Annotated in this window: 29 protein-coding genes; 16 read left to right on the top strand and 13 right to left on the bottom strand. The window is 64.5% G+C overall.

All coding sequences use genetic code 11. The features are described 5' to 3' along the window. Positions 1-163 precede the first annotated feature (163 nt). The 3 genes from FJ418_RS09025 to FJ418_RS31855 form a co-directional block, all read right to left on the bottom strand. Positions 164-631: a hypothetical protein gene (locus tag FJ418_RS09025; protein WP_140864938.1), complete on the bottom strand. Its 468-nt coding sequence runs from the start codon at positions 629-631 to the stop codon at positions 164-166. Continuing rightward, on the bottom strand, positions 631-1,083 hold the full coding sequence (locus FJ418_RS09020; protein ID WP_140864936.1) for a hypothetical protein: 453 nt from the start codon (positions 1,081-1,083) through the stop codon (positions 631-633). Before FJ418_RS09020 ends, FJ418_RS09025 begins: the two co-directional genes overlap by 1 nt. A 175-nt stretch (positions 1,084-1,258) precedes the next feature. Next, positions 1,259-2,068: a hypothetical protein gene (locus FJ418_RS31855; RefSeq protein WP_181166879.1), complete on the bottom strand. Its 810-nt coding sequence runs from the start codon at positions 2,066-2,068 to the stop codon at positions 1,259-1,261. Between FJ418_RS31855 and FJ418_RS09005 the strand changes: the two genes are divergently transcribed. Continuing rightward, the gene (locus tag FJ418_RS09005) at positions 2,027-2,629 is read left to right on the top strand and encodes a sensor histidine kinase (RefSeq protein WP_181166878.1); all 603 of its coding nucleotides are present in this window, start codon (positions 2,027-2,029) and stop codon (positions 2,627-2,629) included. The two genes, FJ418_RS31855 and FJ418_RS09005, sit on opposite strands and share 42 nt — an antisense overlap. Before the next feature lie 296 nt (positions 2,630-2,925). Further along, complete coding sequence (locus FJ418_RS09000; RefSeq protein WP_246677222.1) at positions 2,926-3,549, top strand: response regulator transcription factor; 624 nt, start codon at positions 2,926-2,928, stop codon at positions 3,547-3,549. Between the two features lie 35 nt (positions 3,550-3,584). Here FJ418_RS09000 and FJ418_RS08995 read toward each other — a convergent pair whose 3' ends face one another. Continuing rightward, positions 3,585-4,424, bottom strand: coding sequence for an LOG family protein (locus FJ418_RS08995; RefSeq protein ID WP_140641938.1), 840 nt, complete (start codon positions 4,422-4,424; stop codon positions 3,585-3,587). A 144-nt stretch (positions 4,425-4,568) separates the two neighbouring features. Between FJ418_RS08995 and dapD the strand changes: the two genes are divergently transcribed. From dapD to FJ418_RS08980, 3 genes are read left to right on the top strand one after another with little or no spacing between them, the layout of a single operon-like run. Continuing rightward, complete coding sequence (dapD, locus tag FJ418_RS08990; protein WP_140864930.1) at positions 4,569-5,423, top strand: 2,3,4,5-tetrahydropyridine-2,6-dicarboxylate N-succinyltransferase; 855 nt, start codon at positions 4,569-4,571, stop codon at positions 5,421-5,423. A gap of 24 nt (positions 5,424-5,447) precedes the next feature. After that, positions 5,448-5,819 (top strand): DUF805 domain-containing protein, encoded by a 372-nt coding sequence (locus tag FJ418_RS08985; protein ID WP_140641942.1) that lies wholly within the window; start codon positions 5,448-5,450, stop codon positions 5,817-5,819. A gap of 7 nt (positions 5,820-5,826) precedes the next feature. Continuing rightward, positions 5,827-6,528, top strand: coding sequence for a hypothetical protein (locus FJ418_RS08980; RefSeq protein WP_140864928.1), 702 nt, complete (start codon positions 5,827-5,829; stop codon positions 6,526-6,528). Here FJ418_RS08980 and FJ418_RS08975 read toward each other — a convergent pair. Continuing rightward, the gene (locus FJ418_RS08975; protein WP_140864926.1) at positions 6,503-7,537 is read right to left on the bottom strand and encodes a 2-dehydropantoate 2-reductase; all 1,035 of its coding nucleotides are present in this window, start codon (positions 7,535-7,537) and stop codon (positions 6,503-6,505) included. The genes FJ418_RS08980 and FJ418_RS08975 overlap by 26 nt on opposite strands. A gap of 176 nt (positions 7,538-7,713) precedes the next feature. On the opposite strand from FJ418_RS08975, the gene dapE reads away from it, so the two are divergent. Together dapE and FJ418_RS08965 are read left to right on the top strand one after the other, a co-directional pair. Next, positions 7,714-8,913, top strand: coding sequence for a succinyl-diaminopimelate desuccinylase (gene dapE / locus FJ418_RS08970; protein ID WP_140864924.1), 1,200 nt, complete (start codon positions 7,714-7,716; stop codon positions 8,911-8,913). A 2-nt stretch (positions 8,914-8,915) separates the two neighbouring features. Next, a complete protein-coding gene (locus FJ418_RS08965; RefSeq protein WP_140642079.1) occupies positions 8,916-9,521 on the top strand; it encodes a transporter in 606 nt (201 codons plus the stop codon). Between the two features lie 102 nt (positions 9,522-9,623). On the opposite strand, the gene truA is transcribed toward FJ418_RS08965, so the two are convergent. The 4 genes from truA to def are packed head-to-tail and all read right to left on the bottom strand — an operon-like array spanning position 9,624 to position 12,430. Next, positions 9,624-10,379 (bottom strand): tRNA pseudouridine(38-40) synthase TruA, encoded by a 756-nt coding sequence (truA, locus tag FJ418_RS08960; RefSeq protein ID WP_140864923.1) that lies wholly within the window; start codon positions 10,377-10,379, stop codon positions 9,624-9,626. Positions 10,380-10,402: 23 nt separating this feature from the next. Beyond that, the gene (locus FJ418_RS08955) at positions 10,403-10,909 is read right to left on the bottom strand and encodes an N-acetyltransferase (protein ID WP_140641953.1); all 507 of its coding nucleotides are present in this window, start codon (positions 10,907-10,909) and stop codon (positions 10,403-10,405) included. Continuing rightward, positions 10,906-11,841 carry a methionyl-tRNA formyltransferase gene (gene fmt, locus FJ418_RS08950; RefSeq protein WP_140709205.1) on the bottom strand — a complete coding sequence of 312 codons (936 nt, stop codon included), beginning with the start codon at positions 11,839-11,841 and terminating at the stop codon, positions 10,906-10,908. Before fmt ends, FJ418_RS08955 begins: the two co-directional genes overlap by 4 nt. Positions 11,842-11,899: 58 nt before the next feature. After that, positions 11,900-12,430, bottom strand: coding sequence for a peptide deformylase (def, locus tag FJ418_RS08945; protein ID WP_140709207.1), 531 nt, complete (start codon positions 12,428-12,430; stop codon positions 11,900-11,902). A gap of 103 nt (positions 12,431-12,533) precedes the next feature. Between def and FJ418_RS08940 the strand changes: the two genes are divergently transcribed. After that, positions 12,534-13,787, top strand: coding sequence for a DNA recombination protein RmuC (locus tag FJ418_RS08940; protein ID WP_140864921.1), 1,254 nt, complete (start codon positions 12,534-12,536; stop codon positions 13,785-13,787). Positions 13,788-13,843: 56 nt separating this feature from the next. On the opposite strand, the gene FJ418_RS08935 is transcribed toward FJ418_RS08940, so the two are convergent. Both FJ418_RS08935 and FJ418_RS08930 read right to left on the bottom strand, forming a co-directional pair. Further along, positions 13,844-14,248, bottom strand: coding sequence for a GFA family protein (locus FJ418_RS08935; RefSeq protein ID WP_140641961.1), 405 nt, complete (start codon positions 14,246-14,248; stop codon positions 13,844-13,846). Positions 14,249-14,284: 36 nt separating this feature from the next. Then, complete coding sequence (locus tag FJ418_RS08930; RefSeq protein WP_140864919.1) at positions 14,285-15,244, bottom strand: cation diffusion facilitator family transporter; 960 nt, start codon at positions 15,242-15,244, stop codon at positions 14,285-14,287. A 223-nt stretch (positions 15,245-15,467) separates the two neighbouring features. Between FJ418_RS08930 and FJ418_RS32545 the strand changes: the two genes are divergently transcribed. Both FJ418_RS32545 and sugE read left to right on the top strand, forming a co-directional pair. After that, complete coding sequence (locus FJ418_RS32545; RefSeq protein WP_095819016.1) at positions 15,468-15,593, top strand: hypothetical protein; 126 nt, start codon at positions 15,468-15,470, stop codon at positions 15,591-15,593. Positions 15,594-15,786: 193 nt separating this feature from the next. After that, entirely contained in the window at positions 15,787-16,101 is a 315-nt protein-coding gene (gene sugE, locus FJ418_RS08920) for a quaternary ammonium compound efflux SMR transporter SugE (protein WP_140709213.1), read from the top strand. A gap of 176 nt (positions 16,102-16,277) precedes the next feature. Here sugE and FJ418_RS08915 read toward each other — a convergent pair whose 3' ends face one another. Next, entirely contained in the window at positions 16,278-16,706 is a 429-nt protein-coding gene (locus FJ418_RS08915) for a DUF6481 family protein (RefSeq protein ID WP_140641967.1), read from the bottom strand. A 231-nt stretch (positions 16,707-16,937) separates the two neighbouring features. On the opposite strand from FJ418_RS08915, the gene FJ418_RS08910 reads away from it, so the two are divergent. From FJ418_RS08910 to FJ418_RS08885, 6 genes are all read left to right on the top strand, one after another. Further along, on the top strand, positions 16,938-17,993 hold the full coding sequence (locus FJ418_RS08910; protein WP_140864917.1) for an LLM class flavin-dependent oxidoreductase: 1,056 nt from the start codon (positions 16,938-16,940) through the stop codon (positions 17,991-17,993). Between the two features lie 140 nt (positions 17,994-18,133). Further along, complete coding sequence (locus FJ418_RS31850) at positions 18,134-18,274, top strand: hypothetical protein (RefSeq protein WP_181166877.1); 141 nt, start codon at positions 18,134-18,136, stop codon at positions 18,272-18,274. 164 nt (positions 18,275-18,438) lie between these two features. Beyond that, positions 18,439-19,608, top strand: a complete 1,170-nt coding sequence (locus tag FJ418_RS08900) for an AI-2E family transporter (protein ID WP_140641971.1) — start codon at positions 18,439-18,441, stop codon at positions 19,606-19,608. Positions 19,609-19,697: 89 nt separating this feature from the next. Further along, positions 19,698-20,519, top strand: coding sequence for an arylamine N-acetyltransferase (locus FJ418_RS08895; protein ID WP_140864915.1), 822 nt, complete (start codon positions 19,698-19,700; stop codon positions 20,517-20,519). A gap of 3 nt (positions 20,520-20,522) precedes the next feature. Beyond that, entirely contained in the window at positions 20,523-21,521 is a 999-nt protein-coding gene (locus FJ418_RS08890) for an LLM class flavin-dependent oxidoreductase (protein WP_140864913.1), read from the top strand. Positions 21,522-21,593: 72 nt separating this feature from the next. Next, a complete protein-coding gene (locus FJ418_RS08885) occupies positions 21,594-22,394 on the top strand; it encodes an inositol monophosphatase family protein (RefSeq protein WP_140864911.1) in 801 nt (266 codons plus the stop codon). Here FJ418_RS08885 and FJ418_RS08880 read toward each other — a convergent pair. Then, complete coding sequence (locus tag FJ418_RS08880; RefSeq protein ID WP_140641981.1) at positions 22,384-23,403, bottom strand: LacI family DNA-binding transcriptional regulator; 1,020 nt, start codon at positions 23,401-23,403, stop codon at positions 22,384-22,386. The genes FJ418_RS08885 and FJ418_RS08880 overlap by 11 nt on opposite strands. Positions 23,404-23,538: the final 135 nt, after the last annotated feature.

Raw genomic sequence — 23,538 nt, 5'->3', positions numbered from 1 at the left:
CCCAGGTCACGGAATGGATTCCAGGGTCTGCGCGACGCCGCTGCTCCGCCCTAGAATGACGAGGCTGGGAGGCTTCGGCCAATCCCCAGCGTTTGCCCTGATTTCATCGAATGAGCGGTGAATATCTGGCCTATCGATGGGCCTGCAATCTTGTATCGAGGACCTAATCGAAATCCGGAATCGTGCCGGGCGGCAGCCCCAATCGGCCGTTCAGCTCCTTCAAAAACCGGCACAAGTCCGGAGTGCCTCCAGCTCCCCTGCCGTTGCCATTGCCGTCGGACGAATAACCGTTGCCGTGGCCGTTGCCGCAATTGGCGTTGCCGTTGAAGCTGCCGCCATTGAAGTTGCCGCTGAAACTTCCGGCATTGCCGTTGCCGTTGAAGTTGCCGCTGTTGCCATTGCCGTTGAAGTTGCCGGAATTGCCGTTGCCGTTGAAATTGTCGGTGTTGCCAAGAGCGTTGGTCACGCCGACGCCGATCGGAAGGCCGGCAATCCTGACCAGGGTCGAGGCGTCGGCAGCCAGGATCGCGGCAAGCAGCGTGCCGAGCGCGAGGCGGTTTCCGTCAAGCAGCCTCGCCGCCACGCCGCGCTGGCGACGCCGAACGGGCGCGGCTGATCTCAAGCTGGTCATCAGCGGTTCCCCCGGCCGTTGGAGTTGCCGTTGAAGCCGCCGACATTGCCGTTGCCGTTGAAGTTGCCGCCGTTGAAGTTGCCGTTGCCGGCACCGATGTTGCTGTTGCCGTTGTATTGGCCGGTGTTGGAGTTGCCGTTGAAGGCGCCAATGTTGCTGTTGCCGCTTGTCGGCGAGGTGTTGCTGTTGCCGTTGAAGGCGCCGACATTGCCGGTGCCGCTGTTGAAGGCGCCGACATTACCGGTACCGCTGTTCTTGTAGCCGACATTGCCGCCGAAGTTGCCGAGCGGGTTCATGCTCTTGACGTTCGAACCGATGGCTTGGCCGTATTTGCCGACCGCCCCCTGGACAGCCGACATGCCGAAGGCCTGGCTGCCCGTCGCGGTGTCAGCCTTCGCCGCGGTTGCACTCAACAACCCCAGGCATAGCGCCGATATGATGTAGCGTTTCATTTGCGAGCTCCTTCCATGGCTTAGCTTTTTGAAAGTGCACCTGTTTCGAAAAGGACTGGGACCGCCGGCGACATGTCGCGATAGCCTTGCGCGGGGGACGGGCGCGTGGCTCGGCGATCCCAGAGACGTCTGCGTCTTTCCAAGTTAAAGCTTGGCGACGCTGAAGTTGGCGACGCTAGTGGTTGGCGTTGCCGTTTCCGTTGCCGCTACCGGCGCCCCAGTTGCCGTTGCCGTTGGCATTGCCGTTGCCGAGGCCGAAGTTGCCGTTGCCGTTCACGTTGCCGTTGCCGAGGCCGAAGTTCCCGTTGCCGTTGCCGTTGCCGTTGGCGGCGCCGGCATTGAGGTTGCCGTTATAGTTGCCGCTGAAGGCACCCATGTTGGCGTTTCCGTTGCCGTTGCCGTTGCCAGCGCCGAAATTGCCGTTGCCGTTGAAGTTGCCGTTGAAGGCGCCGGTGTTGGCGTTGCCGTTGCCGTTGCCGTTGCCGACGCCGACATTGCCGTTGCCGTTGCCGTTGCCGCTACCGACCGAAAATGCGGATGCCGAACCAGTCAGAGCCGACAGGACAGCCGCGGCCAGGATGATCTTTTTCATGACGTTCTCCTTGGTTTGTGTTGAGCTTCCCGGCCAGTTCAAGATGACCGAGAGGACGCTCCAAGGATGCACGCAGAAATAGCGCCCATGAATTCGGGCTGATCGGCAGGTGCCGTCGGTTTTTCTGCTGATCCCCGTGTCAGGGAAAGTTGAAGTAATCGGGAAAAAACTGACAGGCATAAAGGCATATGCCGGGTGTATATTGCGCGGAGCATCAACCCCTTGTGCCTCTTCTCGCGGGGCCGGCATTTCGCGGCGTTGACGGAAAAGAAGTCGATGGAGGGTGGCATCGACACCGGCAAAGACGATAGCTCGAGAAAGCGCCGTGGCCTGGCGCGGCATCTGGTTGCCGTGCAGGAAGAGCAGCGCCTGCGCCTGTCGCGCGAGCTGCATGACGATCTTGGCCAGCTGCTCGCCAGCGTCGCGCTCGAATTGCACATCGTTCGCGCCGGCTCGCCGGAGATGGACGCCCGCCTCGAGCGCGCCGCGATGCTTATCGACCAGCTGAGCGCCAGGGTGCATGACGCCGCCTGGAGCCTGCGACCCGCGGACCTCGATCGCCTCGGCTTCAAGGCTTCGGTCGAGGACCTGACAACCATGCTTTGCGGTCAACTCGGCATTGCATGCGAGATGGACCTTGAAGCCCTGTCGAGCCCGCCGCCTGCCGAGATCGCGCTCACGCTGTACCGCATTGCCCAGGAAGCGCTCACCAATATCGGCAAGCATGCCGCGCCGAGCCGCGTCAGCGTCACGGCGCACATCCAGGACGACCGGATGCGCCTGACGATCGAGGATGACGGCTGCGGCTTTGACGGCAGCGCCGAACCTGGTCCGGGCCATTTGGGACTTGCCGGAATGCGGGAGCGGCTGGCGCTGGTCGGCGGCGAATTGTCGGTTGAAACCGCCTGGGGCAAGGGGACCACCATTTACGCCGATGTGCCCCTCGCCGGCTGACCGGCGGCTTCGAGCCGGCAACGATGCGATCGGGTCTGAAACGGCATCTTCGGCGTCAGGTGGGATTACGTGAAGCGCTGCACATCCCGGACATTAGCCGCGGCTTACAGTGCGGCATCATTGGGTTAGGCGGGGGATGGCTTACCCGTTGCGGCCGTTAGGCCTGCCAGGACAGACGGGCGTCCCGCGCCAGGCGGGGCAGTTGCCTAGACCATCAAGAACAAGAGGGCCCGCTCCAGGCGAGAGGCTCTTTCATCGACTGATGGAGGTTAAAGGTGTGCTGCAGACGGATATTTGTGGTCGATGACCACCCGATCATCCTGTCGGGGGTCGGGGCGATGATCAACAGCCAGGACGATCTGACGATCGTCGGACTGGCCGGCAATGCCGACGATGCCCTCGAGGGGATCGGCAAGTCGCTGCCCGACGTCGCGGTGGTCGACATATCGCTTCCGGGCATCAACGGGGTCACGCTGATCGAGCGGCTTGGCGAACGCTTTCCCGAGGTCAGCTGCATAGCGCTGACGGCGCATGAGGATCCGGGCTGCCTGCGCCAGGTGCTTGCGGCCGGCGGGCGCGGCTTCGTGGTCAAGCGGTCGACCGCGACGGACCTGCTGCAGGCCATCCGATGCGTGTTGGCCGGCGACAACTATGTCGACCCGGCGCTTGCGGCGCGCATATTGAGCCCACGCGGCGCCGCGCAGGGCGATCCGGGCAATCTCAGCGAACGGGAGCGGTCGGTCATCCAGTTGGTGGCGCTCGGTTACAGCAACAAGGAAATCTCGTCGCGGCTCAGCCTCAGCATAAAGACGATCGAAACCTATCGCACCAGGGCAACCGACAAGCTCGAACTTCACTCCCGCGCCGCCATCGTGCGCTTCGCGCACTCGAATGGCTGGCTGATCGAACTGCCGGTGTAGGCGAACCGGCAGGTTGCGCTTCCGGGGCCGCGCTTTCAGAGCTTGTAGAAGCGGCGGATGATGTCCCAGGCTTCGTCGGCCGTGTCGACGAAATCGATGATGTCCTGATCGCCGGGCGAGATCGTGCCCTGCTCGGCGAGGAAGTCGAGATCGATCGCCCTTTGCCAGAATGCCTTGCCGAACAGGATGACCGGGACGCGCTCCATGCGTCCCGTCTGGATGAGCGTCAGCGTCTCGAAGAACTCGTCCATCGTGCCGAAGCCGCCCGGAAACACCGCGACCGCCTTGGCGCGCATGACGAAATGCATCTTGCGGATGGCGAAGTAGTGGAAGTTGAAGCAGAGCTCCGGCGTGACATAGGCGTTGGGCGCCTGCTCGTGCGGCAAAACGATGTTCAAGCCGATCGACGGCGCGCCGACATCGTCGGCGCCGCGGTTGCCGGCCTCCATGACGCCAGGCCCGCCACCGGTCACCACGACATATTCACGATAATAGGAGGTGGCCGACTGCTGCGAGCACAGGCGGGCGAATTTGCGCGCTTCCTCGTAGTATTTGCTGTTCGCCTCGAGGTTCTTCTTCTGCGTCTCGTTCTTCGCCGCCCAGGCCTCGCCACCCGGTTCGGGCAGGCGGGCCCCGCCGAACAGGATGACGGTCGAGCGAATGCCGCGTTCGGCCAGGATCATTTCCGGCTTGAGCAGCTCGAGCTGCAGCCGTACGGCGCGCAATTCACGACGCGTCATGAACTCGGGATCGTTCCAGGCCAGCCGGTAGGTCTCGGCGCGTGTCTGCGGGGTATCCGGCACGCCTTTCGAGCGTTCCAGATCCTCGTCCGAATGCGGCAGCGGCGTCCATCCCGCCTTTTCCATGGGAGTCATCGAATCCACCCGTCCAATTCCCTTACTTGCGCCGTCCCGTGACGCAGGCGCGATTGACCCCCATTGAGCCTTAACATAGGGTCCGCGCGACTTTTAAACAGGTTAAGGCGCAGCCCCTTAACAGCTTGGTAATGGAGCGAAATCATGTCGAAGCCCGATCTGGCGAGCCTCGAAAAGACCATCGAAAAGGCCTTCGAGGAGCGTGACACGATTTCGACCGCGACGCGCGGCGAGACGCGCGACGCCATCCAGACGGCGCTCGACCTGCTCGATCGCGGCGTCGCCCGCGTCGCCGAGCGGCGGGACGACGGCAAGTGGCACGTCAATCAATGGCTGAAGAAGGCGGTGCTGCTCTCCTTCCGGCTGAACCCGATGGAAATCATCAAGGGCGGTCCCGGCCAGGCCGTGTGGTGGGACAAGGTGCCATCCAAGTTCGACGGCTGGAGCGAAGTCGACTTCGAGAAGGCCGGCTTCCGCGCCGTGCCGTCCTCGATCGTGCGCCGCTCGGCCTATGTTGCGCCGGGCGCGGTGCTGATGCCGTCTTTCGTCAATGTCGGCGCCTATGTCGATAGGGGCACCATGGTCGACACCTGGGCCTCGGTCGGCTCCTGCGCCCAGATCGGCAAGAACGTGCATCTTTCCGGCGGCGTCGGCATCGGCGGCGTGCTGGAGCCGATGCAGGCCGGCCCGACCATCATCGAGGACAATTGCTTCATCGGCGCGCGCTCCGAAGTGGTCGAAGGCTGCATCGTGCGCGAAGGCTCGGTGCTCGGCATGGGCGTGTTCATCGGCCAGTCGACCAAGATCGTCGACCGCGCCACCGGCGAGGTCTTTTACGGCGAAGTGCCGCCGAATTCGGTGGTGGTCGCCGGATCGCTGCCGGGCAAGCCGCTGCCCAATGGCGAGCCAGGTCCCAGTCTCTACTGCGCCGTCATCGTCAAGCGCGTCGACGCCAAGACCCGTTCCAAGACTTCGATCAACGAATTGCTGCGCGACTGATCCTCCACCACGGAGCGGACGCTAGTGTCTGAAAGATCGCAATTCCTCTGGCTGTTCTTCAGCCTTTCGGGGCGGCTGAGCCCGGTCGCCTATGCGCTGGCCGGGATTTTGCTGGTGCTTGTCCAGTTTTTCCCGTTCTACCAGTTCGCGCGGGTGGAGCTGAACACGAGCGCCAGCCAGAACTGGGCCATGATATGCTGGGGCGTGCTGCTGATCTCGGCCTGGGCCACGTTCGCGGTGACGGCGAAGCGCTTCCATGATTTCGGCAAGCCGACCTATTTCGCGCTGATCTCGCTGATCATCGGTCCCATCCTGCTCATCATCCTCGCCTGTTTCCGCAGCGATCCCGGACCGAACCGCTACGGCAGGCGCACCAACGCGCCGGGCGATAGCTGAGGTCGCCATGCGCTACCGCACGCTCGATCCGACGCGGATCATCGAGACCGCCCAAAGGCTGGAGGAGCGTGTCGCCGAGCGGTTCCCGGAAAGGGGCCTGCGCGCCGTCGCCGCCGAACTGGTGTCGCTGTCGCGGGACCTCGCCAAGGCCGCCAAGCAGCTGGAAGCGCCGATCTGGTGGCTGCGCGGTGTCATCGTCGCGGCCTTCATTGCCGGCGTGGCGATGTTCCTGTTCGTCGGCACCATCCTGCCGCTCGACCGCATTTCGGGCGCCGACGATGCCGTGCAGTCGATGCAGGGCATCGAGGCGACGATCAACACCGTGATCCTGGCGGTGCTCGGCCTGCTGGCGCTGATCCGCGCCGAGGAGCGGATCAAGCGCAAGAAAGTGTTCCGGCAGCTGCACGGGCTGCGCTCGCTGATCCATGTCATCGACATGCACCAGTTGACCAAGGATCCGGCGACGCTGTCGGCCGATTTCAAGCCGACCTCGCACTCGCCCGCTCGCATCACCAACCCCGCCGACCTGGCGCGCTATCTCGACTATTGCTCGGAGATGCTGTCGATCACCGGCAAGGTCGCGGCGCTGTTCGCGCAGTCGGTCAACGACGATGTCGTCGTCAACGCGGTCAACGACATCGAGAACCTGTCCTCCAACCTGTCGCGCAAAATCTGGCAGAAGATCACGCTGATCGAGGACCGCCGCTGACCATTTCCGGCCTAAGACCAGGCGGACCGCGCTTTGCCGCTTCCGCCTGACGCACCAGCGCGGTGACGCGTTCGTTGACCGGCGTCGGGGCGCCCGATCGCCTGGCCAGGCGAATGACCGCGCCCTGCAATTCGTCGATCTCGGTCGGGCGGCCGCGTTTGAGGTCGTCCCACATCGACGAGCGCGCCTGAGGGTCGATCGCCAGCATGCGGCGCGCCAGAAGCCCGAACAGCCAGTCGGGCAACCGCAGCACTTTCGGCAGCAGCGCCGGCGGCAGGCCGGTGATGCGCGCCGGCGCTATGCCCGCCGCCCTCATCGCGGCGAGCGCCTCGTCGATCTCGGCGGCGAGGATGACGCGCCAGCTTCGGTCGGCCAGTTGCCTCGCCAGCGGCAGGTCGGAGAGCGCCACCAGGGCATTGTTGAGGTTCATCAGCAATTTGCTCCACTGCACCGCCTTCATGTCGGCGCGCGCTTCGACGGCAAGCCCGTCGACGTCGAGCAGACCGACAAGGCCATCGACGCCATCGTCGATCATCACCTCGCCCTGGCTGGCGCGATGCGCACGCAACGGCGCCTCGCCGTCGGGCGACTGGACGACGTTGAACATGACCATGCCGGTCAGCACCCGCCGTCCAGGGAGCGCGGCGCGCAACCTGTCCGCATTGTCGACGCCGTTCTGCAGGCTGACCACCACGGCATCCGGGCGCCCGTGGGCGGCGATCAGCCCGGCCATCTCCGCGGTTGCGCCGCTCTTCACCGTCACCAGGATGACGTCCGCGTCGGGGAGTGCTGCCGCCGGATCGTCCGTGGCCGAAATCGCTCGCGCTTCGACGCGGCGGTCGCGGCCGTCAAGATCGCTGACGCGCAGCCCGCATTCGCGCATGGCCTCGACGACGCGGCCGCGGCCGAGGAAGACGACCTTGCGTCCGGCGAGCGCCAGGCAGCCGCCGACATAGCAGCCAATGCTGCCGGCGCCGGCTATCGCGATGGCGCTTGTTTCACTGGCCATGCATTCGTCCTGGCTTGGCCCGCAACTTGCTATTATGCATGTCGTTTTCCCGGAAACGCTGCCCACACTTCCGGGCGACATGCATTTATACGCCATGAAAACCATATTGTCGGCGGCATGACCGGCGATGATCTGCCATCGTGACACGACAAACGCTTTCGACTATCGCTTTGCCCATGACATTGCCGACCGATCCCGCCGCGAATCTTGCCGCCCTGATCCGTTGCCCTTCCGTGACGCCCGCCGAAGGCGGGGCGCTTGCCGCGCTGGAGGGTATGCTGAAGCCGCTCGGCTTCTCGGTCGAGCGACCGGTCTTCTCGGAAGACGGCACGCCGGACATCGAAAACCTCTATGCGCGGCGCTCGGGCAACGGCCCGCATCTGATGTTTGCCGGCCATACCGATGTCGTTCCGGTGGGCGACGAGGCGGCCTGGACGCATCCGCCCTTCGCCGCCGAAATCGCCAATGGCGAGATGTATGGCCGCGGCGCCGTCGACATGAAGGGCGGCATTGCCTGCTTCATTGCCGCGGTGGCGCGCCATGTCGCGAAGAATGGCGGGCCAAAGGGCTCGGTGTCGCTGCTGATCACCGGCGACGAGGAAGGACCGGCCATCAACGGCACGACGAAGCTGCTCGACTGGGCGGCGGCCAAGGGCGAGAAATGGGATGCCTCGATCGTCGGCGAACCGACCAATCCGGATGCGCTCGGCGACATGATCAAGATCGGCCGGCGCGGTTCGCTGTCGGGCAGCGTGACCGTCAATGGACGCCAGGGCCATGCCGCCTATCCGCAGCTTGCCGACAACCCGGTGCGCGGGCTCATCAGCCTGGTCGACGCGCTGCTCCATCCGGTGTTCGACAAGGGAACCAAGGATTTCCAGCCGACCAACCTCGAAGTGACGTCGATCGATGTCGGCAATCCGGCGACCAACGTCATCCCGGCCAAGGCGACGGCCATTTTCAACATCCGCTTCAACGACACCTGGGATGCAGAGACCGTCCAGGCCGATATCCACAACCGGCTCGACCAGGCCGCCGGGCGCAAGAAATACCGGCCGGGCAAGAAGGCGCCGGTCGAGTACGAGCTCGTCTGGCGCGATCGGCCGAGCCATGTCTTCCTCACGCGTGACGAAAAGCTGATCGATACGCTGGGCAGCTCGGTCAAGGCGGTGGTCGGCAAGACGCCGGCGCTCTCCACCTCCGGCGGCACGTCGGACGCGCGCTTCATCAAGGATTTTTGCCCGGTGGTCGAGTTCGGCCTGGTCGGCAAGACCATGCATATGGTGGACGAGCGCGTCGCGCTTGCCGACCTCGAGACGCTGACGCAAATCTACGAACGCTTCATCGAAGACTGGTTCGGACAAGGCCTTTCGTGACCATGCTTTCGGCGGACGAAACCTATGCTTCGCTGGCCGGCGCCTGGCGGCTGATGTTCGGCAAGGCCGACGGCTTGCGCCTGCTCGACCTTTCGGCCGACGGTTTCTGGAATTCCTTCTTCGCCATTGTCGTGGCGGCGCCGGCGCTGATCGTCGGCTGGGTCGGGATAGCCAATGAGATCGGCGATCCGGACGCCTTCGCCGGACGCCTCGGCATGCTGATACGGCTGGCGACCGTCGATATCGGCTCTTGGGTGCTGCCGCTGGTGGCGCTCGCGCTGGTCGCGCCGCGCGCCGGCATCGGCGGCCGCTTCGTCCACTATGTCGTCGCTTCCAACTGGACGTCGGCGATCATCGCCTGGCTGATGCTGCCCTCGGCGCTGCTCAGGCTCTTCCTGCCTTCGACCAGCGACGTGAACAGCCTCGTGTCGCTGTTCCTGTTCGCGCTCTCGATGGTGCTGACATGGCGCATGACCAATGCATCGATCGGCAGGGGCGCCGCCGTGGGCACCACCGTGTTCGTCGGCATGTTCATTGCCTCGCTGCTCGTCCTGTTTGGCTTGCAGGCACTGCTCGGCATCGACATACCGGACGGCACGACGGGCTGATCTTTGCAAACCCTGGCAAAGTCATTTCGCCTGCGGAAATGGCCGAACGGGCGCGCAAGCACCACGAGACCCACTCGCAGAAGAAGCCGTGAAGCGCCGCCCTCAGGCGTCCTCCGGATAATCCACCCCGACGAGAAACAGTCCATCCGGCGGCGCAACCTGGCCGCAGGCGGCGCGGTCGCGCGCTTCGAGCGCCGCCTTGAGATCGGCGGCGCCCCAGGAGCCGTCGCCGACGCGCTTCAGCGAGCCGACCATCGAGCGAACCTGGTTGTGCAGAAAAGAGCGGGCCGAACCGCGCACCTCGATGAAGTGGCCATCGCGGCTGACGTCGAGGCGGTCAAGCGTGCGAACCGCGCTTTCGGCCTGGCACTGGGTGGAGCGGAAGGTGGTGAAATCGTGCCGGCCGAGGAGCACCTTGGCAGCCTCATGCATGGCCTCGGCGTCGAGGCTCTTCGGCACCCACCAGATCTTGCCCTTTTCCAGCGCCGCCGGCGCCCGGCGATTGAGGATGCGATAGAGATAGTGGCGGCCGGTGGCGGAAAAGCGCGCGTCGAAGCCGTCGGCGACCACGGCCGCTTTCAGGACGGCGACGCGCGCGCCGGCCGCCTGCAGATGGGCGTTCACCGCATCGCGCACCTTGTCGCCCGGCCACGCTTTGGCCAGGTCGACATGCGCCACCTGGGCAGTGGCGTGCACGCCGGCATCGGTGCGGCCGGCGGCACGTATTCTCACGGCCTCGCCGCAGAACTTTTCGATCGCCTGCTCGATCGCCTGCTGCACCGAGGGCTGGTCGGCCTGATGCTGCCAGCCGGCGAACTGGCTGCCGTCATATTCGATATCGAGCCGAAAACGCGGCATGCCAGCTGTGCTTTCGCCTTAACCTAGGCGGCTAAAGCGGTGAAGGCTGAAGCGTAGACCAGCTTGCCGGTCTCGGGCGAGTCGCCCCAGGCCAGCGCCTGCAGCGCCTCGCCCTGGTACTCGCTTTCGAACTTTCCGGCGCGGGCGTGGGTGTAGCCGAAGCGGCCGTAATAGACCGGATCGCCCAAAACCACGGCCAGCGTCTCGCCGGCTTCCTTGAGCCGCACATGCGCCTCGCGGATCAGCGCGCCGCCGATGCCGGTGCCGTGGAAGGAGGGCTCGACCGCCAGCGGCGCCAGCGCGACAGCGGCGAACTGCTTGGCGCCGTTCTGCACGAAAAGCCGCGAGAAAAGAATATGGCCGACGACCTGGCCGTCTTCCTCGGCAACCAGCTCGACGACGGCATCGCCGCCGGTGACAATCGCGTCGACCAGGCCGGCTTCCGCCTGCTGGCCAAAGGCATGCTCTTCGACGAGGCGGATCGCCTCGCGATCCCGCGGCGTCGCCGCGCGTATCGACATCATGCTCATGTGAGTTTCATTCCTTTTTCGATCTTGGCTCCGCGCAAAAACTCCTGCGCGGCGGCAGGCCTTCCGCCCGCCCGTTGAACTTCGACCAGCCTGACCGCGCCCGACCCGCAGGCGACCGTCAGCCGGTCATCGAGAATTCCTCCCGACTCGCCGACGCCATCCGAGAGCGTCGAGCGAAGCAGTTTCAGCCGCTCCGTGCGGCCGCCAATTTCGACCTCGCACCACGCGCCCGGAAAGGGCGAGAGGCCGCGAATGTGATTGTGGACTTCGCCAGAAGGCCGCGTCCAGTCTACGCGTGTCTCCGATTTATCGATCTTTCGGGCGTAGGTCACCCCTGCCGTCGCCTGTTGGGCAAATGTCAGACAATTTATCCCCAACTGGGCGAGCGCCTCAACCATCAGCGAAGCGCCCTGAACCATCAGCAGGTCGTGCAATTCGCCGGCCGTCATATCGGGTGCGATGGCGACTTTTTCAACCATTGCCACCGGCCCGGTGTCCAAACCTTCTTCCATGCGCATGATCATCATGCCGGTCTCCGCATCGCCGGCCATGATCGCGCGCTGGATGGGAGCAGCACCACGCCAGCGTGGCAAAAGCGAGGCGTGGCCGTTCAGACAGCCCAGCCTCGGCGCGTCCAGAACGGCCTTTGGCAGCAGCAGCCCGTAGGCGACGACCACGGCGACATCGGCCTGCAAGGCTGCGAAAGCCTGCTGCTCGGCCTCGCTTTTCAGCGACGTCGGCGTCCGAACGTCGAGCGCCAGCCGCTCCGCCTCGCGCTGCACCGGCGAGGGCGTCAGCTCCAGCCCGCGCCGGCCGGCGGCGCGCGGCGGCTGGGTGTAGACGGCCGCGATCTCGTGGCCGGCCTCGGCGATGGCGCGCAAGGTCGGCACGGAAAAATCCGGCGTGCCCATGAAGATGACGCGAAGCGGCATGACGTCCTGCGATCCTGTCTCGTGGCAGCTCCAGGTGCTCGCGCGGTCCAGACCGCCCCTACCCTACCATCTTGCCCGGCACCTTGTCCCTGGCGAGCTTCTTGAACTTCCTCACCACCATGTCGCGCTTCAGCTTCGAGATGTGGTCGATGAACAGCACGCCGTTGAGATGGTCGATCTCGTGCTGCAGGCAGGTGGCCATCAGGCCTTCCGCCTGCATCTCCTGCAGCTTGCCGTCGCGGTCGAGATACTTCACCCGCACCGAAGCCGGGCGCTCGACCTCGGCATAATAGTCCGGGATCGACAGGCAGCCTTCCTCATAGACGGAACGCTGGTCGGAACTTTCGAGCACTTCCGGATTGATGAAGACATGCGGCTCCGGCGGCTCGCCTTCCTTGGCGAGGTCGATGACCAGCAGCCGCCGCGGCTCGCCGACCTGGATCGCCGCAAGGCCGATGCCCGGCGCGTCATACATGGTGTCAAGCATGTCGTCGGCGAGCTTGCGCAAATCGGCATCGACGCGCTCGACCGGCTCGGAAACCTGGCGCAGGACGGGATCGGGAAGGATGATGAGAGGCTTGATCGACATGGCGTCTCACCTAAGACCTCGCTTGAAAAGCGTCAACCGGGGCATCTTTGGCTTGTTCACGTTTTGATCTGTGCCAGGAGGCCGAATCGGTTATGCTGGCCAAATGAACGACATGACCTCCATGCTTTCCGAGCCCATCGCGCGGCTTGGCGCCACGACCATCACGCTTGGCCAGGCGCTGGCTTTCGGCGCAATCCTTTTGCTTGCGCTGTTCATGGCGCTCGTGGTCGCCTTGTGGCGCGCGGCCGGGGCGCGCGCGGTGGCGGCCGCCGAAGCCGCCGACCATGCCCGCGATGCCGAGGCGAGGATGGCCGACATTATGCAGGCGCAGGCCGAGATGCAGGGGCGGATGGGCGCGATCGCCGAAGTGTTCGGGGCACGGCAGGCCGAGCTCACCCAGTCGCTCGGACAACGGCTCGACGCCATGACCGGGCGTCTTGGCCAGACCATGGCCGAGCAGACCAAGTCGACGCATGAGAGCCTGGCCAAGCTGCAGGAGCGGCTGGCGGTGATCGACACCGCGCAAGGCAACATCCAGTCCTTGGCCGGCCAGGTCGTGCAACTGCAGGCGATCCTCTCCAACAAGCAGACGCGCGGCGCCTTCGGCCAGTCGCGCATGGAGGCGATCGTCGCCGATGGGTTGCCGCACGGCGCCTATGAATTCCAGGCGAGCCTTTCCAACGGCAGCCGGCCCGACTGCCTGGTGCGGATGCCGAACGGCGCGCCGATGCTGGCCGTCGACGCCAAGTTCCCGCTCGAAGCCTGGAACGCCATCCGGGCCGCCGAGGGCGCCGACATGCAGAAGGCGGCGGCGCAGGCTTTTCGGCGCGACATCGAGATACATATCCGCGATATCGCTGAAAAATACCTGATCCAGGGCGAGACGCAGGACACCGCCTTCATGTTCGTGCCGTCGGAATCGGTGTTCGCCGAAATCCACGAGAACTTCGAGGCGGTGGTGCAGAAGGCGCACCGCGCCCGCGTCGTCATCGTCTCGCCCTCGCTGCTGATGCTGTCGATCCAGGTCATCCAGTCGATCCTGAAGGACGCCCGCATGCGCGAGCAGGCGCATCTGATCCAGGGCGAGGTCATCCGGCTGATGGAGGATGTGGCGCGGGTCGACGAGCGGGTGCGCCGGCTGCAGACGCATTTCGGCCAGGCGACCAAGGACATCGACGACATCCTGGTGTCGACGTCGAAAGTGACCAAGCGCGGCCAGAAGATCGAGGCGCTGGAGTTTGCCGAGGGCGAGGCCGAGCCGCCGCGCAACGGGCCGGCCAAGGTCGAGGCCGGGGCGCGCGTGGCCGATTCAAAGACGGGTCAGCTCAGGCTGCGCGTCGTCGAGGGCGACGAGTAGTCGCGGAAGATTCGGCCAACCGCCAAGGCTCGCGCCAGCTGGCCGATCCGATAGCGCTATTGCTCTTCCGTCGTCGCCATGCCCTCGAATTCCGGAAGCCAGCGCAGGGCCGACCGGTGCCATTTCTGCTGTCTGGGAACCAAGTCCTGACGCTGCCGCGCGGTCCCGACCCTGATCCCATAAACCTTCGGACCATCGCCGACCGACGTTGCATAAAGATGCGAGCCGCAGTCCGCACAAAAAGCCTGGGCGCGCCTGGCGCCGCTTGCCACGACCTTGATGTAGATCTTCGGCGCGCCCCTGGTGATCCGGTAGTCGCTTTCCGGCGCCGGAACGGTGACCCGAAAGGCCGTGCCGGTCAGCTGCTGGCAGTCGGTGCAGTGGCAGATCGAGGTCTTTTGCGGATCGACCTCCGCCTCATAGGCGATCGCGCCGCAGTGGCATCCGCCGTCGATTTTCATCGCCTTTTCTCCCTAGAAAATTTCGCCGCCTCAAGCCTAGCCCTCGTCCGAAGCCTCGGCGATGGCCTCGCGCCGCTGCTTCCATGTGCCAGTCGTTTGCGGCTTGACGAACAGCCTGGATATCTGCGGCATTTCCTGCTTCAGCCTTGCCTCCAGGCGCTCGACGCAGGCCTCGATCTCGGGCGCGGTGAGATGATCCTCGAATTCGATGCTCAAACCCGCGACGATTTCCTCCGGACCGATATGGACGCTCAGGATTCCGTTCGCCCGCTGGACCGCCGGATCCTCCTGGACGATCGCCAGCACCTTCTTCTGCACTTCGGACGAGGCAGGTTCACCCAGCAGCAGGCCCTTGCTCTCGCGCGCCAGGAAGATGGCCGTGGCGCCCAGGATGATGGCGATGCCGATCGAGCCGACGCCATCGAGCTCGGGGATTTCCAGAAGTTCGGCCGACAGGATGCCGGCGAAGGCGACGATAAGGCCAAGCAGCGCGGCGCTGTCCTCGAACAGCACCGTGTAGACGCTCGGATCCTTGCTCGATTGCACAGCCTGCAGCCAGCCTTGCTTACCCTTCTGCTGCCGGAACTCCTTCAGCGCCACCAGCCATGAGCTGCCCTCGAAGACGAAGGAGAGGGCAAGCACGATGTAGTTGACCTTGGCATTGACGACCGGTTCGGGCGCCATGATGTGGATAACGCCCTCATAGAAGGAAACGCCGGCGCCGAGCGCGAACACCAGAAGCGCCACGATGAAGCTCCAGAAATAGAGCTCGCGTCCGTGGCCGAGGGGGTGGGTGCGGTCGGGCGGCCGCGCGGCGCGGTGCATGCCATAGAGCAGGAGACCGCCATTGCCGGTGTCGACCAGCGAATGCACGCCTTCCGACAGCATGGAGGACGAACCGGTGAAGAACGCCGCCGCGAATTTGGTCAGCGCGATCGCCAAATTGCCGGCGAGCGCGGCATAGATCACTCGTCTCGACCCGCTATGTCCTGCCATTCGATCTCCCGGCGCGCCCGAGCATTGATGCCCGCCCAGGCGAAACTCCACAGACAATGCGCCAGTCAGTCCGAAGTTCAAGCCACCACAGCGCGCTCGAGCCAGCATGGCGTCGGGAAACCGGTTGACATCCGGCTGGACGGCTTCGCAAGCGAGGCGGGGCCTCTTGCGGTCCGGCATTTCTCTTGTTTCACTTGCACGTCCACAATCGGAGGAGCGAATCATGGCTAAAGGTGCGATGAAGGCGGGCAAGGAAGCCCGCAAGCCGAAGAAGGACGCCAAGAAGCCCGCTGCGGCCCCGGCTCCGAAGGCGCCGCCGGTCAAGGCGATGCGCATAAAGGAAAAGTAAGCGGCCGAAATTCGGTCGATCCGGCTCAATGCAGACTTTGAACCGGCGGCATGACAATGCTGCCGGTGTTTTGTTGATCGGGAAACAGGCCACCCCATATCAAGGGCGAGGACGACCTCGCTTCCCCGAAAACCGGCCGGGACGACCCGCCACCAAGCATCTCAAGCGATGCCGGAATGACGGAGTGTCTTCGATGTCCTGGATTCTTCTTTTCTTCGCCGGCCTGTTCGAGATCGGCTGGGCGATCGGCCTCAAATATACCGACGGCTTCTCGAAGCCGCTGCCGACCCTTCTCACCATTGCCTCGATGATCGTCAGCCTCGGCCTGCTCGGGCTGGCGCTGAAGACGCTGCCCGTCGGCACGGCCTACGCGGTGTGGACCGGCATCGGCACCGTCGGCACGGCGCTGCTCGGCATCTGGCTGCTCGGCGAGCCCGCGACGATTGTCCGGCTCGCCTGTATCGGCCTGATCGTCTGTGGCATCGTCGGGCTGAAACTGGTCGCCTAAAAGCGCGTCGCGTCGAAACGGATTCACGCGATGCGCTTTAAGCCTTTGTTTTCATGCATGTCGTTATCGCAAAACCGCTGCACACTTTTGCGCGACATGCATTAGCCCGTTATCCGCAGCACAAACGCGTTCAGGGCCGCTTTCGGCGACCCTGAGCCATTTTTCCTGGAATTGCTCTAGCGGGCGGAGAAGCCCGGAGGCGTGCGGCCGACGCGTGCCTTGCGAGCGGCGTAGCGTGCGTCACGCTTGGCCTTGCGCGCGGCCTCATCGGCGAGTTCGAAAGCGATGCGCTCGGAGTCCTCGGCCTCGCGGCGCTTGGCCTCTTCGGCCGCCGCAGCTTCCGCCGCAAGACGCGCCGCTTCAGCAATCGCCTCGCGCTCGGCCTTCTGGGCCGCTTCGCGCGCCAGCTTTTCCTGCTTCAGCCTTGCCTTTTCCGCCTCGCGGATGGCGCGGGCCTCAAGGATAGCCTTGCGTTCGGCCTGGCGAGCCAGCACTGTCGGATCATCCGCCGCCGGTTTTGCCTTGAAGCGCTCGAGCAGCGCCTTCTTTGCCTCGTTCGCGGCATTGCGCCGCTCGAAAATGTCTTTTTCCCTGTAGATAGCCAAGTGCACTTCCCTGCAGTCTATTCGCGACGCTTACATACGCGTGAAAGCGGCAAGTTCAAGCGCCAAAACGGTATACCAGCCATGAAAAATCCGGGCTTGTTGCCGCAGGGATACGGCTCGGCAGCACGCGATGCACTGTTCACAGATCGCACCTCTGGCGGGCAGAACGCTAGATGGCTACCTCTAGTGCCGACAAGCAACACCCATATGAACACCTCAGGATAAAACCAGATGGAACTCGGTCTCTACACTTTCGCCGATGTCAGCCCGGAGCCGGGTGTCGGCGCGATCGGCCCGCATGAGCGGCTGCGCATCGAGGAAATCGAGCTGGCCGACCAGGTCGGCCTCGATGTGTTCGGCCTCGGCGAGCATCACCGCCCCGACTATGCCGCCTCGGCTCCGGTCGTGGCGCTGGCCGCGGCGGCCGAGCGCACGAAACGCATCCGCCTGACCAGCGCGGTCACGGTGCTTTCCTCCGACGATCCGGTGCGCGTCTTCCAGCAATTCGCGACGCTCGACCTTCTGTCCGGCGGCCGCGCCGAGATCATGGCCGGGCGCGGCTCCTTCATCGAATCCTTCCCGCTGTTCGGCTACAATCTCGAGGACTATGACCAGCTCTTCGCCGAGAAGCTCGACCTGTTGCTCGCCATCCGCGACCAGGTGACAGTGACGTGGCAGGGCAAGCTGCGCGCGCCGATCAACAGCCGCGGCGTCTATCCGCGACCGTTGCAGGAAAAACTGCCGGTCTGGATCGCCATCGGCGGCACGCCGCAATCCGCCGCCCGCGCCGGCGTGCTCGGCCTGCCGCTGGCCCTGGCCATCATCGGCGGCGAGCCGGCACGTTTCGCGCCGCTGTTCGATATCTATCGCGAGGCGGCGCGGCGCGCCGGCACCGACCCCGCAACGCTTGCCACCAGCATCAACGTGCACGGTTTCATCGCCGAGACGACCGAACAGGCCGCCGACGACTTCTATGGACCGCAGGCCGAAGTAATGAACCGCATCGGCCGCGAGCGCGGCTGGGGCCCAACCTCGCGCGCCCATTTCGACCAGGCACGCGGACCCAACGGCGCGCTCTTCGTCGGCAATCCTGAAGCTGTGGCGGAAAAGATCGTCGCCCAGCACAAGATCTTCGGCAACGACCGCTTCCTGCTGCAGATGGCGATCGGCACCATGCCGCATGCCAAGATCATGAAGGCGATCGAGCTCTACGGCACCAGGGTGGCGCCGATCGTGCGCAAGGAGACGGCGAAGGCCGCGCCCGCCATCCTGGCGCCCGTCGCCTGAGCGGCAGTCGAAGCCGGTCTCCAGATGCTAGAGAAATTCCAGGAAAAGTGTGAGCGGTTTTCCGTCCGGAATTGCGTAGAAACAAAGAGATAGAGCGGTTCGCCGTTTCCGTGAAACGGTGAAACGCGCTAGGCCTCTGGATGCCCGGCGCCGACGGCCATCATTTCGGCATGGAGCGTCTCGGTTGCCTCATCGGCCGGGAATATGCACTCGACACGCAGTTCCTGGGCGGCGACGGTTTGCGGCTCGATCTGCCGTCGCGAAAGCCTGCCCCGTATTAGGCCCGGCCGGCGCGGCGGCTCAATTACATGTCGTGTACTAGCGCGACCGCATGAGCGATGCCGGGGGAAAGCCGGCTCATGGAACCTTGCCCGGAACTCCCGCGTTTCGCGCAGAAGCCTGCCATGCATTCATTGTTTGGGTGACGGGCTTGCAAGGGGAACCGATGAAAACCGAACCGATCGCTTCGGGCGCGAGCGTTGCCGAAAGCCCTGATCCGCGTGCCAACGCCCGGGCGGATATGCGCTTGACGCGGTCGCTGGTGATCGGGATTTTCATTCTGCTGACGATCGCAGCGCTCTACTTCGCCCGTGACTTCTTCATGCCGGTGATCCTCGCCTTCCTGCTGGCGCTGACGCTGACGCCGATCGTGCGCTTCCTGCGCAAGCACGGCGTACCGGAGGTGGTTTCGGCGACGTTGCTGGTGCTGCTTTCCATCTTTGTTTTCGTCGTCGCGGGCTATCTGCTCAGCGGTCCGGTCATCGACCTCATCAACAACAGCTATTCGATCGGCCAGCAGCTCACCGAGCGGCTGGCACCGTTCAAGCGGCCGCTCGAACGGGTGATGGATCTCGCGCATCAGCTCGAAGCGCTGACCGAGACTTCGCAGGAGCCAGGCGTGCAGCGGGTCGCGGTGGCGCCTTCCGGCGTTCTGTCCACGGCGGCCAGCAATATCCTGGAAGCCGGCACCTCGATCACCATCGTCTTCGTGCTGTCGCTGTTCCTGCTCGCCTCGGGCACGCTGTTCTACGAGAAGATCGTGCAGTCCTTCACCAGCATGACCCAGAAGAAGCGGGCGCTGCGCGTGGTCTATGACGTCGAGCACGAAATCTCGCACTATCTGCTTACCGTTGCCCTGATCAATGCCGGCCTCGGCACGACAATCGGACTGGGCCTCTGGGGGCTCGGCATGCCCACCCCGCTGGTCTGGGGCGCGGCGGCGGCGCTGCTCAATTTCCTGCCCTATGTCGGCGCGCTGATGACCGTCCTGCTCGTCGCCATCATCGCGCTGATCAGCTTCGACACGATCGCCTATGCGCTGCTGCCGCCGGCTTTCGTGGTGTTGTGCGATATCGTCGAAGGCCAGTTCGTGACGCCGACGGTGGTCGGCCGCCGCCTCGAGATCAACGCGGTGGCGATCTTAATCGCCATCGCCTTCTGGTCATGGCTATGGGGCTTCGTCGGCGCGTTGATGGCGGTGCCGTTGCTGGTCGTCATCAAGGTCTTCTGCGACCATTTCGAGGGCTTGAGCCATGTCGGCAACTTCCTCGCGGCGCAGCAGTCCATGGCCGTGGACGAGGAAGCGACCGAGAACAATCACAAATCCGCGCCCTGAAACCCTGGCATAATCTCAAACCTCGCACATTGTTTGCGGCACCGCCGGCGAGTGCCTATATCGGACCGGTCAAGCCGGACCCTGCCTGTATGAGCGACTTCGATCTCGATGGCTATTTCGCCCGCATTGGCTATGACGGGCCAACCAACATTTCGCTCGCCACGCTGCAGGCGCTGCACGCAATCCACCCGCGGGCGATCCCGTTCGAGAATATCGACGCCTTGATGGGCGTTTCCGTCGGCCTCGACGTCGCTTCGCTGCAGGACAAGATTTTTAGCCAGGGCCGCGGCGGCTATTGCTTCGAGCACAATCTGATCTTCATGCATGCGCTTGACGCACTGGGGTTCACGGTCAGCGGACTTGCCGCCCGCGTGCTCTGGGGCCAGCCTGACGACGCCATTACGGCGCGCAGCCATATGCTGCTGCGCATCGAGCTTGGCGGCCGTGCCTATATCGCCGATGTCGGCTTCGGCGGCCTGACGCTGACGGCGCCGTTGCTGCTGGAGCCGGGCCTCGAACAACAGACGCCGCACGAGGCCTTCCGCGTCGTCGGAACCGGCGACCGTTTCCGCCTGCAGGCCAATATCGGCGGTGATTGGCGCACGCTCTACCGCTTCGACATGAGCCAAGCCTATGAGGTCGATTACCGGGTCGCCAGCCATTTCCTGTCGACGCATCCGAGCTCGCATTTCCTGACCACGCTGGTGGCCGCGCTCGCCTTGCCCGACCGGCGCTATGCGCTGCGCAACAACCGGCTGTCGACACATCATGCCGGCGGCCGCAGCGAGCAGCGCGAAATCGCGATGGCCGCCGAACTCGCTGACGTGCTGGAGAACCAGCTCGCCATCGTCATTCCCGACCGCGCCGCCTTCGAGACAAGGCTGCGGGAAAAACGCATCGTGGAGACCTGACCAATGACGGACCTTTCGGTTCTCGACCTGTCGCCGATCACGCAAGGCAGCACCGCAACGCAGTCGCTCGCCAATTCGCTCGACCTTGCCCGCCATGCCGAGCGGCTGGGCTACAAGCGTTACTGGCTGGCCGAGCACCACAACATGCCGGGCATTGCGAGCGCCGCGACGTCCGTCGTGATCGCGCATGTCGCCGGCGGCACCAAGTCGATCCGCGTCGGCGCGGGCGGCATCATGCTGCCCAACCATGCGCCACTGGTGATCGCCGAGCAGTTCGGCACGCTGGCCGCGCTTTTTCCCGGCCGCATCGACCTCGGTCTCGGCCGCGCGCCGGGCACCGACATGCTGACCGCGCGAGCGCTGCGCCGCAACCTGGAGTCCACCGATAACTTCCCGCAGGACGTGGTCGAGCTGATGGGCTATTTCCAGCCGGCCGAGGAAGGCCAGCGCATCCGCGCGGTGCCCGGCGAAGGCCAGACCGTGCCGGTCTGGATCCTCGGCTCCAGCCTCTATGGCGCGCAGCTCGCGGCACTTCTCGGCCTGCCTTACGCCTTCGCCTCGCATTTCGCGCCGGCCGAGCTCGACCATGCGCTGGAGGTTTATCGCACGCGGTTCCAGCCCTCGGCGCAGCTCGACAAGCCCTATGTCATGCTCGGTCTCAATGTCTTTGCCGCGCCGACCGACGCCGAAGCGAAGCTTCTGTTCAGCTCGCTGCAGCAGGCCTTCGTCAATCTGCGCAGCGGCCGGCCCGGCCAGTTGCCGCCGCCGGTCGAGAATTACTACCGCGATCTCGATTCCGTCGCGAAGAGCATGCTTGCCCAGGCGCTGTCCTGCGCCGTCGTCGGTTCGCCGGAAACGGTGCGCCAGGGCATCGACGCCTTCATAGGCCGCACCGGCGCCGACGAATTGATGGTGACGGCGCAGTGCTTCGACCACGCGGCGCGCGTGCGTTCCTTCGAGATCCTCGCCGACGTGCACAAATCGATGTCGAAGGCGGCCTGAGAGGGCCGCTTTTGAATGACACACCGGTCTGTTAAGGGCGGGGACGGCCTTTCCTCAACAAAGAGTTCCCCCGTGACCCACGACCTCGACGACCGCATGCATTTTGCCATCGACCTGGCGCGGCGCGCCGGCGAGCTGGGCCTCAAATATTTTCGCGACCTCGACAATTTGACCGTCGAGAGCAAGGGCCATCAGGACCTGGTTTCCGAGGGCGACCGCGAGGTCGAGCTGTTCATCCGCGCGGCGATCGCCGAGGCCTATCCGCAAGACGGCATCGTTGGCGAGGAGCACGCGGCCGTGGCCGGAACAACCGGTCATGTCTGGGTGATCGACCCGATCGACGGCACCGCCAATTTCGTGCGCGGCATTCCCGCCTGGTGCGTGGTGATCGCCTGTGCCAGGGATGGCGAGACAGAGGTCGGCGTCATCCATGAGCCTTCGACCGACGAGACCTTCTACGGCCGGCTCGGCGGCGGCGCCTTCCTCAACGGCAAGCCGATCAAGGCCAGCGATGCCACCTCGCTTTCGGAAGGTTCGGTCGGGACCGGGCTCTCCAACCGCGCTTCGACCACGAATGTCGTCGTGCTCATCGGCTTGATCATGGGCGAAGGCGGCGTCTTCTACCGTAATGCTTCTGGAGCGTTGATGCTTGCCTATGCGGCGTCCGGCCGGCTGCTCGGCTATATCGAGGAGCACATGAATGCCTGGGACTGCCTGGCCGGCATGCTGCTGGTCGAAGAGGCCGGCGGCACGGTGCTGAAAGCGGATCCGAAGAGGGTGCTCGGCCAGGGCACGCGGGTGATCACCGGCGGCAAACACATCTTCCCCAGGCTGCAGCTGCTTTGCGAGACCGCCTTCGGATTTACGCGCTGACGGTCTGCGCGACCGCGCCCAGCGGCCGACAGGAATTGCGGATCATCAGCCGGCCCTTGAGGACGAGCTTGCGCGGCGGCGCGTCGCGATTGCCGGCCAGCCGGTCGAGCAGAAGGTTCGCCGCCTGCTCGCCGATCGCCTGCACGGGCTGCGCCACGGTGGTCAGCTGCGGCACGAACACGTCCGACCAGGGAAAATCGTCGAAGCAGGCGACCGAGATGTCCTCGGGGCAGGATAGGCCGATGTCGCGGATCGCCTTCATGGTGCCGATCACCATCGGGTTGTTGGCCGAGAAGATCGCGCTTGGCCGGTCGTGCAGCGACAAGAGCTGCATGGTCGCGTTGTAGCCGTCGATCTCGTGGAAATTGCCGGAGCGAACGAGTTCCTCAGCCACCGGCAGGCCGGCCGCCTGCAGCGCCTCGCGGTAGCCGATCATGCGGTCATGCATGGGGGATATGTCGGAGGTGCCGGTGATGTAGCCGATGCGCCGGTGGCCAAGATGGATCAGATAGGTGACGGCGTCGAACACGGCGCGCTGGTTGTCCAGCACCACCGCATCGGTGTCGACGCCTTCGCAGAGACGGTCGAGCAGCACCACCGGCACATTGGCGTCCTCGACGATGCTCTTCAAAATGCCGCCGTCGCCGACGCGGGCCACGATCAGCCCGTCGACCATGCGGTCGAGCAGCAGGCGTATCTGCTCGTCCTGCGTGTTCAAATCCTCGTCCGTGCAGCACAGCATGACGGCATAGCCGGCGCGGTCGAACGCCTGCTGGATGACCGAGACGACATCGGTGAAGAACGGGTTGGTGATGTGCGGCACGGTGAGGCCGATGGTCCGCGTGGTGCCCATCTTGAGGCTGCGGGCAATGGCATTGCGCTTGTAGCCGATGTCGCGGATCGCCTGCTCGATGCGCTGGGTAAGCTCGGGACTGACGGTGGCGGTGCCGTTGAGCAATGCTGACACGGTGGCCACGGACACACGCGCCGCCTCGGCCACATGCAACATGGTCGGCGCCGTAGATTTCCGTTGGTTTTTCCGCCCTGACACCGTCATTTTCGAAACGTTTAGCCACCCTTATTTGGCTAAACCTACGTAAACCCGGCGTTTTTCGCAAGAATTGAAATGCATCAATCCTCAATG

Source organism: Mesorhizobium sp. B2-8-3 (genome assembly GCF_006440815.1).
In the GTDB taxonomy this organism is placed as follows: domain Bacteria; phylum Pseudomonadota; class Alphaproteobacteria; order Rhizobiales; family Rhizobiaceae; genus Mesorhizobium.
The sequence above is the reverse complement of the archived record's forward strand: the minus strand, read 5'-3'. Positions and strand labels throughout refer to the sequence as shown.

Coding starts and splice junctions, on each gene's coding strand:
- FJ418_RS09025 (WP_140864938.1), bottom strand. CDS start 631: ATGACCAGCTTGAGATCAGCCGCGCCCGTTCGGCGTCGCCAGCGCGGC.
- FJ418_RS09020 (WP_140864936.1), bottom strand. CDS start 1,083: ATGAAACGCTACATCATATCGGCGCTATGCCTGGGGTTGTTGAGTGCA.
- FJ418_RS31855 (WP_181166879.1), bottom strand. CDS start 2,068: ATGCAGCTCGCGCGACAGGCGCAGGCGCTGCTCTTCCTGCACGGCAAC.
- FJ418_RS08995 (WP_140641938.1), bottom strand. CDS start 4,424: ATGACTCCCATGGAAAAGGCGGGATGGACGCCGCTGCCGCATTCGGAC.
- dapD (WP_140864930.1), top strand. CDS start 4,569: ATGTCGAAGCCCGATCTGGCGAGCCTCGAAAAGACCATCGAAAAGGCC.
- FJ418_RS08980 (WP_140864928.1), top strand. CDS start 5,827: ATGCGCTACCGCACGCTCGATCCGACGCGGATCATCGAGACCGCCCAA.
- FJ418_RS08975 (WP_140864926.1), bottom strand. CDS start 7,537: ATGGCCAGTGAAACAAGCGCCATCGCGATAGCCGGCGCCGGCAGCATT.
- dapE (WP_140864924.1), top strand. CDS start 7,714: ATGACATTGCCGACCGATCCCGCCGCGAATCTTGCCGCCCTGATCCGT.
- FJ418_RS08965 (WP_140642079.1), top strand. CDS start 8,916: ATGCTTTCGGCGGACGAAACCTATGCTTCGCTGGCCGGCGCCTGGCGG.
- truA (WP_140864923.1), bottom strand. CDS start 10,379: ATGCCGCGTTTTCGGCTCGATATCGAATATGACGGCAGCCAGTTCGCC.
- FJ418_RS08955 (WP_140641953.1), bottom strand. CDS start 10,909: ATGAGCATGATGTCGATACGCGCGGCGACGCCGCGGGATCGCGAGGCG.
- fmt (WP_140709205.1), bottom strand. CDS start 11,841: ATGCCGCTTCGCGTCATCTTCATGGGCACGCCGGATTTTTCCGTGCCG.
- def (WP_140709207.1), bottom strand. CDS start 12,430: ATGTCGATCAAGCCTCTCATCATCCTTCCCGATCCCGTCCTGCGCCAG.
- FJ418_RS08940 (WP_140864921.1), top strand. CDS start 12,534: ATGAACGACATGACCTCCATGCTTTCCGAGCCCATCGCGCGGCTTGGC.
- FJ418_RS08935 (WP_140641961.1), bottom strand. CDS start 14,248: ATGAAAATCGACGGCGGATGCCACTGCGGCGCGATCGCCTATGAGGCG.
- FJ418_RS08930 (WP_140864919.1), bottom strand. CDS start 15,244: ATGGCAGGACATAGCGGGTCGAGACGAGTGATCTATGCCGCGCTCGCC.
- FJ418_RS32545 (WP_095819016.1), top strand. CDS start 15,468: ATGGCTAAAGGTGCGATGAAGGCGGGCAAGGAAGCCCGCAAGCCGAAG.
- sugE (WP_140709213.1), top strand. CDS start 15,787: ATGTCCTGGATTCTTCTTTTCTTCGCCGGCCTGTTCGAGATCGGCTGG.
- FJ418_RS08910 (WP_140864917.1), top strand. CDS start 16,938: ATGGAACTCGGTCTCTACACTTTCGCCGATGTCAGCCCGGAGCCGGGT.
- FJ418_RS31850 (WP_181166877.1), top strand. CDS start 18,134: ATGCCCGGCGCCGACGGCCATCATTTCGGCATGGAGCGTCTCGGTTGC.
- FJ418_RS08900 (WP_140641971.1), top strand. CDS start 18,439: ATGAAAACCGAACCGATCGCTTCGGGCGCGAGCGTTGCCGAAAGCCCT.
- FJ418_RS08895 (WP_140864915.1), top strand. CDS start 19,698: ATGAGCGACTTCGATCTCGATGGCTATTTCGCCCGCATTGGCTATGAC.
- FJ418_RS08890 (WP_140864913.1), top strand. CDS start 20,523: ATGACGGACCTTTCGGTTCTCGACCTGTCGCCGATCACGCAAGGCAGC.
- FJ418_RS08880 (WP_140641981.1), bottom strand. CDS start 23,403: ATGTTGCATGTGGCCGAGGCGGCGCGTGTGTCCGTGGCCACCGTGTCA.